The organism is Paludibacterium denitrificans (genome assembly GCF_009707705.1).
GTDB lineage: Bacteria > Pseudomonadota > Gammaproteobacteria > Burkholderiales > Chromobacteriaceae > Paludibacterium_A > Paludibacterium_A denitrificans.
The window spans coordinates 2,408,201-2,424,477 of the sequence record NZ_WLYX01000001.1 but is presented as its reverse complement, the minus strand read 5'-3'; the positions used below and the strand labels follow the sequence as shown (position 1 = coordinate 2,424,477).

At 56.8% G+C, this 16,277-nt stretch carries 13 protein-coding genes and 3 pseudogenes; 8 read left to right on the top strand and 8 right to left on the bottom strand.

All coding sequences use genetic code 11. From position 1 onward, the window contains the following. Position 1: 1 nt before the first annotated feature. The 5 genes from GKE73_RS15690 to tauA all read right to left on the bottom strand — a co-directional run bounded on the left by GKE73_RS15690 (position 2) and on the right by tauA (position 4,207). Positions 2 to 586, bottom strand: coding sequence for an Ntn hydrolase family protein (locus tag GKE73_RS15690; RefSeq protein ID WP_230370686.1), 585 nt, complete (start codon positions 584 to 586; stop codon positions 2 to 4). A 140-nt stretch (positions 587 to 726) separates the two neighbouring features. Then, the gene (gene tauD, locus GKE73_RS24985) at positions 727 to 2,424 is read right to left on the bottom strand and encodes a taurine dioxygenase (RefSeq protein ID WP_312854482.1); all 1,698 of its coding nucleotides are present in this window, start codon (positions 2,422 to 2,424) and stop codon (positions 727 to 729) included. After that, on the bottom strand, positions 2,421 to 2,981 hold the full coding sequence (locus GKE73_RS15675) for an ATP-binding cassette domain-containing protein (RefSeq protein ID WP_376767372.1): 561 nt from the start codon (positions 2,979 to 2,981) through the stop codon (positions 2,421 to 2,423). The genes tauD and GKE73_RS15675 overlap by 4 nt, the downstream gene beginning before the upstream one ends. A gap of 38 nt (positions 2,982 to 3,019) precedes the next feature. Next, complete coding sequence (locus GKE73_RS26055) at positions 3,020 to 3,214, bottom strand: ATP-binding cassette domain-containing protein (protein WP_376767371.1); 195 nt, start codon at positions 3,212 to 3,214, stop codon at positions 3,020 to 3,022. A 12-nt stretch (positions 3,215 to 3,226) separates the two neighbouring features. Then, positions 3,227 to 4,207, bottom strand: coding sequence for a taurine ABC transporter substrate-binding protein (gene tauA, locus GKE73_RS15670; RefSeq protein ID WP_230370685.1), 981 nt, complete (start codon positions 4,205 to 4,207; stop codon positions 3,227 to 3,229). A gap of 290 nt (positions 4,208 to 4,497) precedes the next feature. On the opposite strand from tauA, the pseudogene GKE73_RS15665 reads away from it, so the two are divergent. From GKE73_RS15665 to GKE73_RS15650, 4 genes and pseudogenes are all read left to right on the top strand, one after another. Continuing rightward, positions 4,498 to 5,273 (top strand): annotated as a pseudogene (locus GKE73_RS15665) (class II glutamine amidotransferase). 124 nt (positions 5,274 to 5,397) lie between these two features. Then, positions 5,398 to 6,366 (top strand): CBS domain-containing protein, encoded by a 969-nt coding sequence (locus tag GKE73_RS15660; protein WP_230370684.1) that lies wholly within the window; start codon positions 5,398 to 5,400, stop codon positions 6,364 to 6,366. Positions 6,367 to 6,407: 41 nt separating this feature from the next. Then, positions 6,408 to 7,205: a putative nucleotidyltransferase substrate binding domain-containing protein gene (locus GKE73_RS15655; RefSeq protein ID WP_230371504.1), complete on the top strand. Its 798-nt coding sequence runs from the start codon at positions 6,408 to 6,410 to the stop codon at positions 7,203 to 7,205. Further along, positions 7,205 to 8,158 (top strand): 3'-5' exonuclease, encoded by a 954-nt coding sequence (locus GKE73_RS15650; protein WP_230370683.1) that lies wholly within the window; start codon positions 7,205 to 7,207, stop codon positions 8,156 to 8,158. The genes GKE73_RS15655 and GKE73_RS15650 overlap by 1 nt, the downstream gene beginning before the upstream one ends. 309 nt (positions 8,159 to 8,467) lie before the next feature. Here the strand turns inward: GKE73_RS15650 and GKE73_RS15645 are convergent. Further along, a pseudogene (locus GKE73_RS15645) lies at positions 8,468 to 8,707 on the bottom strand (JAB domain-containing protein); the annotation flags it as partial. A 352-nt stretch (positions 8,708 to 9,059) separates the two neighbouring features. Between GKE73_RS15645 and GKE73_RS15640 the strand changes: the two are divergent. The 4 genes from GKE73_RS15640 (at position 9,060) to GKE73_RS15630 (ending at position 12,795) form a co-directional block, all read left to right on the top strand. Beyond that, positions 9,060 to 9,620 carry a hypothetical protein gene (locus GKE73_RS15640; RefSeq protein WP_230370682.1) on the top strand — a complete coding sequence of 187 codons (561 nt, stop codon included), beginning with the start codon at positions 9,060 to 9,062 and terminating at the stop codon, positions 9,618 to 9,620. A gap of 1,032 nt (positions 9,621 to 10,652) precedes the next feature. Further along, positions 10,653 to 11,366: a hypothetical protein gene (locus GKE73_RS15635; RefSeq protein WP_230370681.1), complete on the top strand. Its 714-nt coding sequence runs from the start codon at positions 10,653 to 10,655 to the stop codon at positions 11,364 to 11,366. A 351-nt stretch (positions 11,367 to 11,717) separates the two neighbouring features. Beyond that, positions 11,718 to 12,209 (top strand): ParA family protein, encoded by a 492-nt coding sequence (locus GKE73_RS26050; RefSeq protein ID WP_376767370.1) that lies wholly within the window; start codon positions 11,718 to 11,720, stop codon positions 12,207 to 12,209. After that, a complete protein-coding gene (locus tag GKE73_RS15630) occupies positions 12,175 to 12,795 on the top strand; it encodes a P-loop NTPase family protein (RefSeq protein ID WP_230370680.1) in 621 nt (206 codons plus the stop codon). The genes GKE73_RS26050 and GKE73_RS15630 overlap by 35 nt, the downstream gene beginning before the upstream one ends. A gap of 447 nt (positions 12,796 to 13,242) precedes the next feature. Here GKE73_RS15630 and GKE73_RS15625 read toward each other — a convergent pair. Together GKE73_RS15625 and GKE73_RS15620 are read right to left on the bottom strand one after the other, a co-directional pair. Then, a pseudogene (locus GKE73_RS15625) lies at positions 13,243 to 14,645 on the bottom strand (transposase). A gap of 163 nt (positions 14,646 to 14,808) precedes the next feature. Beyond that, positions 14,809 to 15,264 (bottom strand): hypothetical protein, encoded by a 456-nt coding sequence (locus GKE73_RS15620; RefSeq protein WP_230370679.1) that lies wholly within the window; start codon positions 15,262 to 15,264, stop codon positions 14,809 to 14,811. Positions 15,265 to 16,277: the final 1,013 nt, after the last annotated feature.

The following is a 16,277-nucleotide window of genomic DNA, read 5'->3' as shown; positions in this document are numbered from 1 at the left end:
TTTATCCCTTAGCTTCTGTGGCCAGCTCGATCGTGTAGAGGGACATGGGCAGCGAACTGCTGGCATCGAATTCACAACCGGCGCGCACGCCGATCTCGGCGATTTCGGCGGCTGTCAGGTTTTGCTCGTAGGCCGCATACATGGCACCCATGGCGTAGTCGTGGCCGGAGCCGATCGACCAAAAACGGGAAAATTCGTAGATTTCCCGCATCGGGTAGACGCCGAAAATTCCATGCGGATTGGCAATGACCACAATCATCTGGCTCGATTCGTACGGGTCGTCGTCTTCTTCTTCCGGCCGCAGGAAAAACGCTTCCTTGAGCTTGGGATGCAGCTTGCGGAAGGTTTCAAAAATGCCCTGACGGCTGGAGAAATCCTTGTTCTTCAGCTTTTTCAGGGCACTTTGCAGCACCAGGTCATGGGCGGCCGATCCGGAAATGGCCAGATAGCTGTCGCCATGCCGGAAAATCTTGTTATGAAAACGGTCGTAACTGGCCGGGAGCTTCTGGTCGTCGCCAAAAGTCGTCTGGCTATCGGCGGCGATGGCGATCTGGTTATCTTTTCTTACCGCCACAATGGTGGTCATGCTTGGTTCCTGTCGGCAAAACTTGCAAATGGGGATTTTCTCACAAAACGCAAGCTGCCATGACCGGACAAAAAGATGGCAGGTTGGCCGAAAGCCACCTGCCCATGCACTAACCGGCAACACGTTAACCGGTTATTCGTTTAGAAGGGTTTGTCTCCCAGAATGGTGGCGCGGTGCATGATGCGACGCGTTGGTCGATAGTCGTCCACGGCGTAATGTTGCGTCACCCGGTTATCCCAGAACGCCACATCACCGGCTTGCCAGCGCCAGCGCAGGCTGAACTCCGGTCGTGCCTGATGGGCAAACAGGAAAGCCAGCAAGGCGGCGCTTTCTTTTTCGCTCAGCTCGTTGATGCGGGTGGTAAAGCCATCGTTGACAAACAAGGCCTTGCGACCGGATACCGGATGGGTACGAATCACCGGGTGGCTGATCGGCGGGTTTTCCAGACGGGTCTTGTCCCAGCGCTGCAGGTCTTCCGGGCGCGTGCCATAGCGCTCCAGTGGGAAGGACTTGGTAAAATCGTGCGTGGCGGTCAGGCCATCCAGCAGCTGACGCAACGGTGCTGACAGTGCCTCGAAGGCGGCAATACCGCTGGCCCACAAGGTGTCGCCGCCGGTTTCCGGCAACAACCGGGCGGCCAGTACTGCGCCCAGCGGTGGCGTTTCGATGAAGGTGACATCGGTATGCCAGATGGCGTTATCACGCAGATCGAACGCTTCGGTATCCAGCACCATGACTTCTGGCGCGTCCGGATGGCTCGGATAAATCGGATGGGTATGCAGCTGGCCAAAGCGGGCGGCGAAATCGCGCTGTTGCGTGGGCGACAACTGCTGATCGCGGAAGAACAGTACCTGATGGGCCAGCAAGGCGTCGCTGATCTGCTGGTACTGCTCGTCGCTCAGCGGCCGCGCCAGATTGATGCCCTCCACCAGCGCACCCAGCGCCGGGGTCAAACGGGTAATGCGTAAACTCATTATTGCATCCTCAAATTTAGTCGTGCTGGCCATGCCGGGCGACAGGCGGCGTTGCAGCCAGCGCAACCCCAGCTCCAGCGCAAAAGCGATGATGGCGATGACAGCGATGCCCAGCAGCACCATGTCGGTCACCAGAAACTGGGCAGCGGACTGCACCATGAAACCCAACCCTCGCGTAGCGGCCACCAGTTCGGCCGCGACCAGCGTTGACCAGCCGGTACCGAGGCCAATGCGCAGGCCGGTAAGAATGTCCGGCAGCGCCGCTAGCAGAATCACCCAACGCAACAGCTGACTCCGGCTGGCGCCGAGTGACTGCGCGGCCTGAATGCGGCTGGGGCTGACATGGCGCACGCCGTAAGCCGTGGCGATGACGATGGGGGCGAAGATGGCGAGAAAGATCAGCAGCACTTTGGATAGCTCGCCAATCCCGCACCAGATCACGATCAGCGGCAAATAGGCCAAAGGTGGAATCGGCCGATAAAACTCAATCAGCGGGTCGAGCAGGCCACGAGCCACGCGGTTGACGCCCATCAGCACCCCCACTGGAATCCCGAGGCATACGGCCGCCAGCAACGCCAGCACAATGCGTTGCAAGCTGGCGGCCGGTGTTGCCACAAAGTGGCATCCATGAAGCCCTGCGTGGCGGCCAACTGAAACTTGGCCAGCACCGCCAGCGGCGACGGCAGGAACAAGGCTTACCAGCCCGGCGGCGGTGATGCCCCACCAGGCCAGCAACAACGTCGCCACACTGATGCTACCCAGCCAGAGCGGGCGCTCGGCCGACCTGCGGCGCGGGGTGGCGGCTGGCGATGTGGTTACGTCCGCGAGGACGCGCGCCTCGAGTATCGGTTCCAGCGTATTCATGCCAAGGCCTCCTCTTGCGGTTGTCGATGGCGATACAAGGTGGCGAGCAAATGCTCGCGCAGTTCGATAAAAAGAGGGTCAGACTTGAGGGTGCGTGCGGACTCACCTTCGCGGTAACGCTGGCTGAAGGTTGGCCGAATGCGTTCGACGATGCGCCCCGGCCCCGGCGACATCAATACCAGCTCGGTGGCAAGGAACAAGGCTTCTTCAATGTCATGGGTAATCAGGAAGATGCGCCGCCCGGCCTGCGCCCACACCTTGAGCAACAACTCCTGCATCTGCTCGCGGGTAAAGGCATCCAGCGCGCCAAACGGCTCGTCCATCAACAACACGCGCGACTGGCTGGCCAGCGCACGGGCAATCCCCACCCGTTGCCGCATGCCGCCGGACAACTCCCAGCTGTAACGCTGTGCCGAGCGTTCCAGCCCCACCAGTTGCAGCATCCTGTCGGCAGCCTGCCGACGCTGGGCTTTGGCCACGCCTTGCAAGCGCAGACCAAACGCCACGTTGTCGCGCACGTTCAGCCACGGCAGCAAGGCATCATGCTGAAACACCACGGCGCGCTCGGCCGATGGCCCGACAATCGGCTAAGCCATCAAAGCTGACCTGCCCACTGCTCGGCGGAAGGAAGCTTAACCAGCACATTGAGCAAGGTGGTCTTGCCGCAACCGGACGGCCCCAGCGCCACGGTCAGATCATCCAGACCAATACTCAGCGACACGCCAGCCAGTGACGGTTCCGGCTGGCCGGGGTAATGCACGGTGACATCCTGCGCCACTAGCTCACTCATGTGCCGCTCCGCTCAGTTGGCCGTTTTGACAAAACGGTTGGTCACATACGGACGGTAATCCGGCTGCAATGCTTCCACCTTGCCTTGCGCTTTGAGGAATTCGGCGGTCTTGCCCACGGCCTGCACAAACGGCTGTTGCAGTTGTGCGATCTGCTCTTTCTGCAGCAGGAAGTTATTGCCCTTCAGCCCGGCTTGCACATCCTCGGCCTTGGCGCCGGTCAGACGGGAAATCTTGGCAAGGTTGGCCGAATCGGCGATGAAGCCCTGAGGATTGGCACGGTAACGAGCGATGGCATCCAGCGAAACCTTGCTGAACTTGCGCAGGAAGTCCGGATTCTTCGCGGCAAAATCATTGCGCACGATCCACACGTCGTAAGTGGGCGCGCCCCACTTGGCCACCTGCGCGGAGCTCACCAGCACTTTGCCGCTGGCCTTGGCCTTGCCCAGCACCGGGTCCCAGACATAGGCGGCATCGATATCGCCGCGCTGCCGGGCAGCGGCAATCTCGCTGGGGCGCAGGTTAAGAATCTTCACCTTGCTGGCGTCCACCTTCCAGTGTTTCAGCGCCGCCAGCAGGCTGTAATGTGTGGTGGAGACAAACGGCACCGCCACTTTCTTGCCGATCAGGTCTTGCGGCTTGGCAATGTGGCTGCCGTTACGCACCACCAGCGCTTCGGCGTCGCCAATTTCGTCGGCAATCAGAAACGTCTGTATCGGCAAACCACGGCTGGCCGCGGCAGCGAGCGGGCTGGAGCCCAGATTGCCAATGGCGACATCACCGGAGGCAATGGCGGCAATCACTTCGGAACCACTTTCAAACTTGCGCCAGTTGATTTTGCTGCCCGTGGCTTTTTCATAAGCGCCATCGGCCTGCGCCACTTTGGTCGGATCAATACCGGTTTGATAGGCAACGGTGACCGGATCGGCGGCAAACGCCGTACCAGCCAACAAGGACAGGGAAACAAACAGACGGGTCAGCGGCAGTCGGGACATGCTGGATTCCTGCAAGGGATGGAAGATGGTTTGCAATCTACCAACCCACACAGCAAACATTAAGCAATAAAAAATGCGTTTTTTATTATAATTTCATATATGTGATTTAAAACTGCCCACTACATCAACGCTGGCCAGACGCCGATCGGCCGCAATCACCGCCGCAACCAGCCGGATGCTGGCGCGATGGCAGCGAACATGAAACAATCCCGTTAAGCACGGTTTTGCCAGGGCGTGCCAGTACCCCGATCGATCAACCCGGCCTCAAGCCTCTGAACGGATAGAACACCATGTGCCAGCTCTTGGGCATGAACTGCAACACCCCCACGGACATTCTGTTTTCCTTTGAAGGTTTCCACCGTCGTGGCGGGCTGACCGACCACCATGCCGACGGCTGGGGCATTGCCTTTTTCGAAGGCAAAGGTTGCTTAAACTGTTTCTGGACACCAAACCATCGGCCGAATCGCCGGTGGCCCATCTGGTCCGCAATTACCCGATCAAGTCTGAGCATGTGATTGCCCACATCCGCAAGGCGACACAGGGCGAGATCCTGCTGGCCAATACCCACCCGTTCCGCCGCGAGATGTGGGGCCGTTACTGGATTTTTGCTCACAATGGCGACCTGAAAAACTTCGAACCCGGCCCCGGCTGCTACTACAACCCGGTCGGCAGCACCGATTCGGAACGGGCGTTCTGCTACCTGATGGAAAAGCTGCGCGCCAAATGGTGCCAGCCGCCGCAACTGGACGAGCTGTTTGCCGAAGTGGCGAGGTTGGCCGAAGAAATCCGCGGCTACGGCGTGTTCAACTTCATGTTGAGTAATGGCGAGGTGCTGTTCTCGCACTGCTCCACGCACCTGCATTACATCGTGCGGCAAGCGCCCTTCCACGAAGCGCATCTGGTGGACGACGACGTTACGGTGGATTTTTCCACCGTTACCACTCCGCAGGACCGCGTGGCCGTCATCGCCACCCAGCCGCTGACCGACAACGAACACTGGACGCAACTGGAGCCCGGCCAGCTCATCCTGTTCCGCGACGGCGCCCCGCTGCTCTCCCGCCTCTGACCCATCGCCTCGGCCTGCGCCTGACGCAGGTATTTCCAGCGTCTACCGGATGACGTTATGCTGCCTGAAGGCCAACTGCCAAGGTTGGCCGAAAAGGCGCCCAAGACAGCCACCGGAGACCATGATGAGCCGATTCGACTTCAACCAGCCCCCGTTTGACAGCCTGACCAGCGCAGAACAACGCGAACTGGAGGAACGGGCCGATATCATCTTCTTTGCCGACGACGACATCATCCTGTCACCGGGCGACCCGGTCGAGGCGCTCTATGTCGTCATCAAGGGGCTGGTGCGCGAAATGGCGGGAGATGAAGTCATCGCGCTCTATCGCGCCGGACGATACCTTCGACGCCCGCGCGCTGGTCGCCTGACAACAGCCCCAACCGCTTTGTCGTGCATGAAGAAGCGCTGCTGTTCAGCTTGCCGCGCGACGTGCTGCTCGCCCTCACCAACCAGAACCCGCGCTTTGGTGCCTATTTCTACGCCAGTGTCTCGGAAAAACTCGGCTCGCTGGCCCAACGTGCTTAAGCAACCGCGAACTGCAAACCCTGCTCACCGCCACCGTGCGTGCGGTCAGCAGCCGCCAGCCGGTCTTCGTCAGCGGCGACACCAGCGTGCGCGACGCCGCCAAGGCATCATGAAACAGAAAAAGGTGAAATCGCTGCTGGTACAACACAGCGGGCAACTGGGCATGTTCACCACCAGCGATTTCCGCGACATCGTGCTCGACGACGTGCCCACCAGCACCCCGCTGGCGCAACGCTGCCGCTTCGGGCTGTTCACGGTGGATATCGACGACTACCTGTTCAACGCCCTGCTCACCATGACGCGGGAAAACATCCGGCTGGTGGTGATGGAAAACGGCGAGGCCGTCAGCATCCTGTCGCAGATCGACATCCTGTCTTACTTCTCCAACCACTCGCACCTGATTGCCCAGCGGCTGGAGCGGGCCGACTCGCTGGACGATCTGGCCGACATCGCCCAGCAGATCACGCGGCTGGTACACATCCTGTCCAACCACGGTGTCAAAGCCCCGCAGCTGGGGCGGCTGGTGCAGGCACTGAATGCCCGGCTGTTCGAGCGCACCGGCAACTGATCGCGCCGCAAGCGGTACAGGACAACAGCTGCCTGATCGTGATGGGTTCGGAAGGACGCGGAGAACAGATACTGAAAACCGATCAGGACAATGCGCTGATCGTGCGTGACGGCTTTGACGACAGCGGGTTGGCCGAATTGTGCGACGCGTTTTCGCAAGCCTTGCATCGCTTTGGTTATCCGCCCTGCCCCGGCCAGATCATGGTCAACAATGCGCAATGGCGGCTGACCGAAAGCGCGCTCAAGGACCGGCTCTACCAGTGGATTTATGCGCCCACCGGCGATGCGCTGATGAACCTGGCCATTTTCGTCGATGCCGAAGCGGTGGCGGGTGATGCCACCCTGCTGCGCCGTTGCCGCGAGTATCTGCTGACACAACTGAAGGATGACGCCAGCTTCTTCTCGCGCTTTGCCCGCGCGGTGGAACAGTTCGACACTCCACTTGGCCTGTTCTCGCATCTACTGACGCAGGAAAGCAATGGCAAAGCCCTTCTCGACCTGAAAAAAGGCGGCATCTTCCCGCTGGTGCACGGCATCCGCTCGCTGGCGCTGGAGCATGGTCTGCTGGAACGCAATTCGTTTGAACGGCTGGATAAGTTGGCCGAAAACGGCTATCTGGAGCGCGAGTTTGCCCGAGAGCTGGCCGAGGCCCTGTCCTTTTTGCTCAACCTCAAGCTCACGCAGGGCTTGCACAGCCCGGAGGCTTACCAGCTACCCGGTAACCAGATTCAACCGGATGCCCTGACGGCGCTGGAGCGTGATCTGCTGAAAGATTCGCTGGGCGTGGTGAAAAAATTCCGCACCCAATTGCGCCATCACTTCCGTCTGGGGAGCTTCTGATGCTGGCCGGGCTGAAGCGTCGCTGGCAACGCCGCTGCCTGAAGGACGAACGCTATGTCGATTTATTCGACCAGCGCGAGGATGAAATCGTCAGTATCGACTGCGAAACCACCAGTCTGAAAATTGACGAGGCCGAACTGCTGTCAATCGGTGCGGTCAAGCTGCGTGGCAACCGCATCCTGTGCAGCGAAGCGTTTTATCTGCTGGTGCGCCCTACCCACAAGCCGGACAACCGCAATGTGGCCATCCACGGCTTGCGCCCGCGCGATGTGTCGGCAGGGGAAGACGCCAACGAGGCGGTCCGCCGCTTGCTGGCGTTTATCGGCGGACGGCCGTTACTCGGCTACTATCTGGAATACGACGTGGCCATTCTCAACAAATATATCCGGCCGCTGATCGGCACCACCCTGCCCAACCGCCAGATCGAGTTATCCGGCCGCTATTACGACTACAAGTTGAAGCAGAATCCGGGCGCCTACATCGACTTGCGGCTCAATTGCCTGTGCGAAGACCGGCTGTCACGCCACTGGCGCGCCATGACGCGCTCAACGACGCCATCACTGCCGCCATGTTGTATCAGGTCGTGCGCCAGCGCGGCTTTGGCTAAGGCGCGCGCCACGCCACAAAACAAAACGGGAGCCAAAGCTCCCGTTTTGCCTGCCGGACGATCAGTCCTGACGCTATCAGTACGACAACTCGTCGTGACGCGTCTGCACCATCTTGCCAGCCCCCAGCGACAGCATCAGCAGTGCAATGCGTTCGTGCACGATGACGGTATGGGTGTTGCCGGAAAACTGCATGAAACGACGCAGGTCTTCGCGGACCTTACGCGAACCGGTAACGTCGATGATGATGTCAACATTCTCGCCCTGCTCGGCAATTTCGATGAAGTTGTCAGTCACCGGCACGCCGTGCTCGCGCGCAACCGCGATGCCAGGGCAACGTCAGGTTAAGATCTGCGACCCCGACCATCTCCACAAACGGCGCATTCAACAGCTGCCGTAGTAGTGGCGTACCGGTTTCACCCGCACCGATCATGCCGATTTTGAACTTTTCCATGTCAACCCTCAATTTCAGCTTATGCTTGCAGAATAAGAGCCGACACTCTAGCAGTTAGTTTAGCTCCGCCGTATTTGAGACAGGTCAAATCACTAGCAACTGGCCCGTCCATTTGTAAGTAAATTTCCACAAAACTACCACATTGGCATGGCGGGATTTTTACAATGCCGCCAACAGCGCCGTACAGGGCTGGCTGGCGCCCGCTATAGCCAGCCACGTTCCGCAAACGATTCAGCCTGCCGACCGGTCACGACAAAATGATCGAGCAAGCGGACATCCACCAACGTCAGCGCGGCTTTGAGGGTTTCTGTCAGCGCACGATCTGCCGCCGAGGGTTCGCTCACACCGGACGGATGGTTATGCGCGACGATCACCCCGGCGGCATTGTGCAATAGCGCGCGCCGCACAATCTCGCGCGGATAAACTCGGGCCTCGGTCAGAGTTCACTAACATACCAACAATGAAGATGTTGTTTGTTCATGGTTGACCACCAGTCAAGCGGCACTGCATACCAAATACATCCACAAGTGGAGGTGCTAGGCGCTCAGAAGCTTTTGGCATCCGCAAAGGCTTCAGCTCATGGTTATAGAACTCACGCTTGGAGTATTCGATGACGGGTGCCACACAAAGGCCCAGAGTACGCTCAAAGGAGCTGGAGGCGCTAACCCCGAGGGAACAGTCTACGCTGCACCAGAGGGATATTTAGGTCAGGCTGACCATCACATTAAATTCCGGACACCCTCGCGTGCCCCCCGTATAGCGCGTTGCTATTATGACATACGGGAGGAGTTAGCCATGAGGCTATATAACCTGAAATACTGGTTCTGGTGGTGCGCCGCGCTTAGCGTGCCAGCCACCGTGCAAGCGGTAGGGTGGTACCAGAGCAGGGGGCCGTTGAAAGCGGCTCTACTAGGCGTAGCAATGGGGGCAGTAAACGGCTTCGGTGGGGGGACAATGCTGTGGATAGTGCTTACCGCCCCCGTGGTGTGGGCAGCCGACTTCCTGCAAAAAGGCAGTAGCAGGAAAGTCGCCTACCTAAAAGGCTTCGCTTGGTACGGCGTAGCGCTTGGCCTCGGATACCTGTTTGTACGCGGCATGATGGACCCTGACACAAACCACGCGATTGGCTTGGTGCTGGGGGTGATTCAGCCGATTTGCCTGACATGCGCAGTATTAGCTGGTGTGTTGGACCGGGTAGCCGGGAGGAACGCCCCTCCGGTAGACGGGCCTATACACACGTTCGGGGCTGACGGCAAGCGGATTAAGACAACCCCGCACGCGTCGATGGAAGCGCTCACCTGGGTGCTACCCGTGCTTGGCGGGGTGGTGGTAATGATTATGCTGGTAGCGAGGTAATGCGGTGGATATGAGCGCAAAGGGGCGTGTTAGCACGTCGTGCCGGTGCTATGCTGCCAGTATAAGGACATTGGCATGAGCGACGACTTGGAGTCCGACTACGAGGGCATGAAGCGACGACTGGACGTAGAGGAGCAAGCGCTGCGGGTGGAAAAGCTACGGCGAGAGCTTCACAGAGGCGATGCCGCTAGGGCTGCGCGAGACACTGCGCTACTGGCCGCTCGTAACGGAGTTGGAACCTTCAAGCGCGGCGCATACCGGTGTTCAAGTGGGTGTGCATAGCCGCTATCGCAAACACTTGCGTTTAAGTTGAACGGGGTAGAGACCAGCGGCCTCGCAGAGTTTGTAAAAAGCGTCTTTATCCTCCTACTGGGCGTCGTGGCGCTCGTTTGGATGGCTTAGGAGCGCGCCATACCAAAACTGTCAGTTAAAGCCATGGTGGCCGGCTGTCCCGCAAGACGAAGCCAAGCGGCTGATGGTGTACTCGGACCTGTACTTCGGTGAATCTGTCTCGGGGTATATAGCCATGGCTAGGGAGCTAGAGCAGGAAGTGGCTAACTCCGTGCCCCCACCCGGCCCGATCTTCGCCGAGCCCTGTCCCTGACGTGGTTAGCGTGCGGTCCAACCACTCGGGCTACGGCTACCGGGGGTCGGAGAGCTTCGAGCACGACAACACCGGCGACATAATGAACTACTCCGGGGTTTACGACACAATCATCAGCGCAGCCGGTACCCACGAAGGATGGCCCCCGAGGATACGACTACGACGAAGACGTGGGCGACGGGGAGGCCATAAACGGCGTGGGGGTACGAACCCCGTTCGAGGACGACTAAGGCCCGGACTAGCCGGGCCTTAGCTCTTACAGTGAAGCAGTTGAATCTACCGCGCCATTTACATCCTCGTCGTAGCTGGTCCTGTATGAGGTCCGAAGAGGTTTCGAAGTGGTAAGACCGATGGACTGCAGTCGGGCAGTCTAGTTCGTAGCTACAATCTTTGGCCTATTTGATATTTAGCGTCTACAGAGAGAGCCAATGGCAACCTTGAGCATCGCCAACCGAGACATGTTGTATTCGTTATCGTGGTACATGTCCGCAAGAAAGACTGCGCTGCGTTCCGCACTCTCTTTCCGCACACCGCTCTCCGTCACTGACCAGACTGACATGAGGGTCCATTACTCTGGCTACTTTTTAAATCTTCTTGCAGCGACCGAACTGTTCCGCGAAACGACTACGCTGCAGCCAAATAACTTTGAAGAGCAGTTGTATTCGCGCTTTGTTTTTGATGGGTTCCAAGACGGAGAAGCGAACTACTCCTATATTCGTGAGCTGCGCAATGCGGTTGTTCATCGCGGGTTGGACGTCACGTCTGCTGCCCATTTTGATGGCAACTTCCCAATGATTCTTGCGGAACCGGAAGTTAAAAATCGGAATGGAAAAATTACATTCGTTGCCTTTGACAAATACTTACTGCATGTCATCGAAAAGTGTGAATCGGTCGTTGGCTCTGTGATGCTTGATTGTTTGAACGGAGCAGGAATCTTTGAAGCCTCCGTGGCGGCAAAAGCTGCCGTTACTGAATACTATGAGGCCGTTATAAATTCCGACGCCATTCCTGAGGACATCAAGAGGATGGCCTTGGCAATGGAATTCAAGCCCGAGTGGGTAGAAGCCGCCCACAGCGATGCAATGACGACGCTGCGTGAAGCGTTGGCACCGTGTAATGCCATTAAGCCATCGGCGTCTTAGAACTGTCGCATACTCAAAAGGCGGATTTTAGAGGTCAGCGTAATCTCAACCTAGTCCTGAGCAGAATGTCAGCTTTCGAGCTGCCCGATTTGAAACTGGGGTATCGCAAATGAGTCGCCTGCTTAGGCCAGTTGCTGCCATTTGCCTTTTCGAGTTGGCTTAAGCCGACTATTCGTTGGGATACAACTAAGGCAAGGAAGGAACAGGAGAGTTAGCCTAGATAACATCAGAAGGATGCTAGCGGAACGCCAAGATTATCTCCAACCCATGCCGTAGTTAGGCTCCGATACATCCTGAGCGTCAACTGCTTAACAGTAAGCATCCAGGTTCATGTAGTATCTGGACAAACGAATGGAGGGCTCTTTAAACATGGCTATTTACGCAATCTGGAACAATAAAGGCGGCGTGGGTAAAAGTTACCTAACTTTTCAAGTTGCCTGCGAATACGCGCGGCAAAACCCAAGTAAGAAGGTTCTCGTTGTGGACATGTGTCCCCAAGCGAACTCATCGTCTATGCTGCTTGGAGGCATGGTGAATGGCGAAAATCAATTGAACACCATTCATTCTCAGCCACGTAGAGTCACGATTTCTGGTTACCTAGAAGATCGAATTGCAAGCCCATATCAGTCTCCGGGGACCGGCTCTACATACCTTACCCAAGTAAGCAACCACAATCACTCAGTGCCAAGCAACCTATTTCTGGTTGTCGGGGACGAACAACTCGAAACTCAAGCGTCACGCGTCGCGAATGCGACGAGACCTCGGTCCGCAAGATGCGTGGCGTATTGTGCATTTGTGGGTCGCAGACTTGATTCAGGACATCTTGACGCACTGGAATCATGAAGATTCGTGTGTGTTTATCGACTGCAATCCGAGTTTCTCGATTTACACAGAATTGGCTTTAAGCGCGGCAGAGCGATTACTCATCCCCTTCTCAGCAGACGGCTCATCAAAGCGTGCAGTAAAGGCAGTCCTGTCGCTTGTTTACGGTGTACGCCGCTTGCCGACAGATCCACTCTCTGAGTTTGTGATTAACAACAACCAGTTTCGGATGCGCGTTCCAGAGATATATATGTATATTGGAAATAGGTTAACTCAGATGAATAATTCGTCAGCATCTGCATTCAAGACTGTTGTTGACGAAATTGGCGATGAGATCTGGGGGGTTTGGCAGAATAGACCTAATGCATTCTGCATACATCCGAACGGTGCCCGGGCTCCGACGAACAGAAGGACCTTCAAAGCAATGTTTCAGTACGAGGTGAATGATGCCAATACTGCCTCGGTCGTATCTGGTGCTCAAGGCATTCCAATTTCTGTTCTTCCGGCGGGGCGTGCCAACGTGGCAGGGAAATCTATTGTTGTGAACCAAAGTCAACTTGATAAGCAGGTTCCGAACATACAGACGTTAGTTGGTAACATCGAATAGTCGAGCCGTCGCTTCCTAGTCGGCGTACTGGTCCGGGATTGGGGCACACAGTGTTTGCGTCCCCAGTTCCGGGACACATAGAATCCGTCACCCCGCCAAATCTGACAGGTTAATCTCGAACGAGTAGCGCTCGTTCGGATATTAGTCGCGGATGTCGGATCAGGGTCGTTTCCTGCCTCTGACTAGTAGTCAGCTCTCGGCCAACTGCTGCCGGTCGCCATTTCTACAGACCTGCCATTTGAACGACGGCTCCGATCAGATACTTGCCGGACTGGCTACGAGTACAACTCGGCCTAAGCTGACGGTCGCAAGCATCGAGGCTACGTCTGCTTCCGACCGATTCTGTTGAAAAACCTGGTAGCACAGCCGATTCCTGTGGATGTAGAGGCCATTTTTCATGGATCTAATCGTAAAAACGGTCTAAAAAGACCGCTTTTCTAAGCTATTTCATCTCATTTCGTTTCCAGCAGGCGCAACTTGCCCACCAAGGGGGTGAATCGGGCTGGCCAGCTTGGCCAATCGACGCAAATTCTGGGCAATGGCGGCCGTGGTAAATTCGTCTTGCGCACCCGACAGCCCCCGAAGGCGAAGTCTGTCGAGCTTCAGGATCCGCTTGAGGTGTGCGAACAGCATTTCCACTTTCTTACGTTCGCACCGAGATTGCTGATACCCCTCAGTTTCACGGAGGCGTCGGGCAACATCGCGAGCGTTCTCATGGATGCTGCGGGCAATCTTCCGGAAAGTCATATTCGGACAGCACTGCGGCTTCATCGCGCAATCCTTACAGTCCGACTGGCTGGCTCGGTAAATGATGGTGTCGGCCTGTGTGACGTGGCTGCGCGGATTTTTGAATGGGCGCCAGTTGCTCCGCAGTGGTTTGCCTGCCGGACAACGATATTCGTTTGCTTCAGCGACCCATGTGAAGTCGCTGTTTGAGAAAGTGTCATCCTTTCGCGCGCTCTTATCCCAGACTGGCATGTGCGGCTCAATTCCTTTCTCCTCGACCATCCAGCCCAGCATGGGGGCGGTGCCATAAGCCGTATCGCCAATCAGCCGTTTGGGACGCAGTTCGAAGCGCTCCTCAACACGATCGACCATGGTCTTGGTAGAGTCGACCTCTGCCGTACGATGGTAAGCGTGGCTTCGACATCTAGGATGACACCATGCGCGGTGTCGATTAGGTAATTGGTCGAGTAGGCAAAGAAGGCGATCCCACCAGTAGCGGCAGTCCAACGGGACTGGGGATCGCTCAAGGAGGTCTTCCGCGTGACAGGTTGCGCCTCGGCGTCAGCATCGAGGGCGGCTAAATACTCCCGGACCGCTCGTTTGTTGTGCGCAGGATCCCGCCAATTCACTTGCTCACCCGGAGCAATACTCAGGTCATGGCTTGCGTCGGCAGCAATCAGGCTGGCATCGACCGCAAAGCCTTCTCCTTTGATCAGCCCTGCAGCCATGCAACGAAGAACAACCTGGTCAAACAGCCAACGGAACGTCTCGCTTTCCCGAAAACGCCCGTGCCGATTCTTGGAGAAAGTCGAATGGTTGGGCACCGCATCTTCCAGGCCTAAGCGGCAAAACCAACGGTAGGCGAGATTGAGATGGACTTCCTCGCACAACCGGCGTTCAGAGCGAATGCCATAGCAATAGCCGATGATAAGCATGCGAATCATCAATTCCGGATCGATGGACGGCCGTCCGGTGTGACTGTAGTGGTCAACCAGGTGGTGGCGTAGTTGGCTTAGGTCGAGACAGCGATCGATGCCGCGCAAGAGGTGCTTTGGGGGGATGTGGCCTTCAATGTTGAAGGAATAGAACAATCGCTCCTGACCACCTGTCTGCTGCCCCATCATATCGACACCTCGGCGTCTCAATGCACTAGGCATAGTTTACCGCCGCATCAGAGGAGCCGGAGTTTTTCAACACAATCGACCCATTGCGGACATTAACGTGGAGTTGAGGCACCTGCGCGGCTTTTCGCGCTGGTCGCCTCGAACGCAGGGTTAGGTTTCGTATTCATCGAAGAGTGAATAAGCCCAAGTCTTCAACTTGAACATACTTCTTTCCACCTTGAGAGGTGCGGAGCGTTCCGAGTACTAGAGCATAAGTGCCAGCCAACTCTTCTTCGTCTGTTATGCGGAAGCGCTCGTAAAGCTCATTAACAAACTGCTCTGGTACACAAATGCTCATATCGTCACGGCCGCCGGAGTTAAGCCAAAGTGCCCCCGTTTGACCGAAGCGAGCAGACACAACCATTCCCCAATAGCCGCGATACTGGTGGTCATACGCTGCGGCCACCGCGCCGAACGGGACGAAGAAATCTGCAACGGTGAACTCGCCAACACCAGCAATTTCGATTATTTGCCGAGATGTCCGAAATTGTCCCGACAGCATAAGGCTGCGAAGGATCGTACTCAGTATAGCGATGCATTGCGGCGTCCGGGCGAACGCCGCCGCCAACGAAGCGGCCACCGCGCCCCCCTGAGTTCACTGGAGCATCGGGGACGTTGTGTCTCTCGTCAGGCGCGCCGAAGTTGAAATCGAGAATGATGCGCTGGCCTGGATTTTCGAGGACGTCTTGATCGTCACCGGGGCCAATGTTGTTCTGTTCGTACTCGGATGCAGCTAGCGTGCAGCCCTCCTCATGAGGGCGGGCACCAAAACATGCTGCCTGACCACTGCGCGAAGCCTTTCGAAAGAAGGCGGGACCGCGACATTCCGGACACACCAAAAATCTCCGCTTCCTCGCCAGCTCATTTGGTGGCAGAGCCGCGAACCTTGCCGCTTGGTAAATCACATCATCTAGCGTACAGCGTGCTGCGTCCATGATGGTGGCTCCTAATAAACCTAACGTGAATTAGCTACTTTGAGTAAATGCTCTTCCAAGACAGAGAGCGGTATCGCAGCCTTCCAAGGTTTGGTTGAGTCTAGGGTGACGCATTGATCGTGGAATTCCTCCGGCCACCAATTTGAGCCGTTGATGTTCCAGGTGACCAATGAAAATTCACGGCTTCCTTGCTCAATTATCGTGAAATGATCATGCCAAGGGTATTGGTAGTAGCGCTCGGAATCCTTGATATACAACAAACACCGCAGCTTTGTCGTTGGCTCACAAGGTTGGATTTCCCCAACTACCCGGGGTACCAATGAAGGAGATTTCTCCCGTTCTGTATTTGACGGGGCCTTCAAGTCGGTTGGTATAGGCCTTGAGAATTCTAGCGGATGCTTCTTGCCCATCAATTACAACACGATCAATTAGCAACGCATCCGCACGAGATAGTCTCTGCGTGAAGAACGAATAAAAGTCGTCGAATGCCATCTTCGTGCCTAACGTTCGAATTCACCGGACCTGCGCGGCTTTATCGCGCAGCGTCCGGTGGACCGCAGGGTTAGCAGTCTTATTCATCTTTCGACATCACGTGTGCGCACGTATCCGCAAAATGGTTCTGCAAATAATTCTTCGGGCATTATTGTCGAACCACACC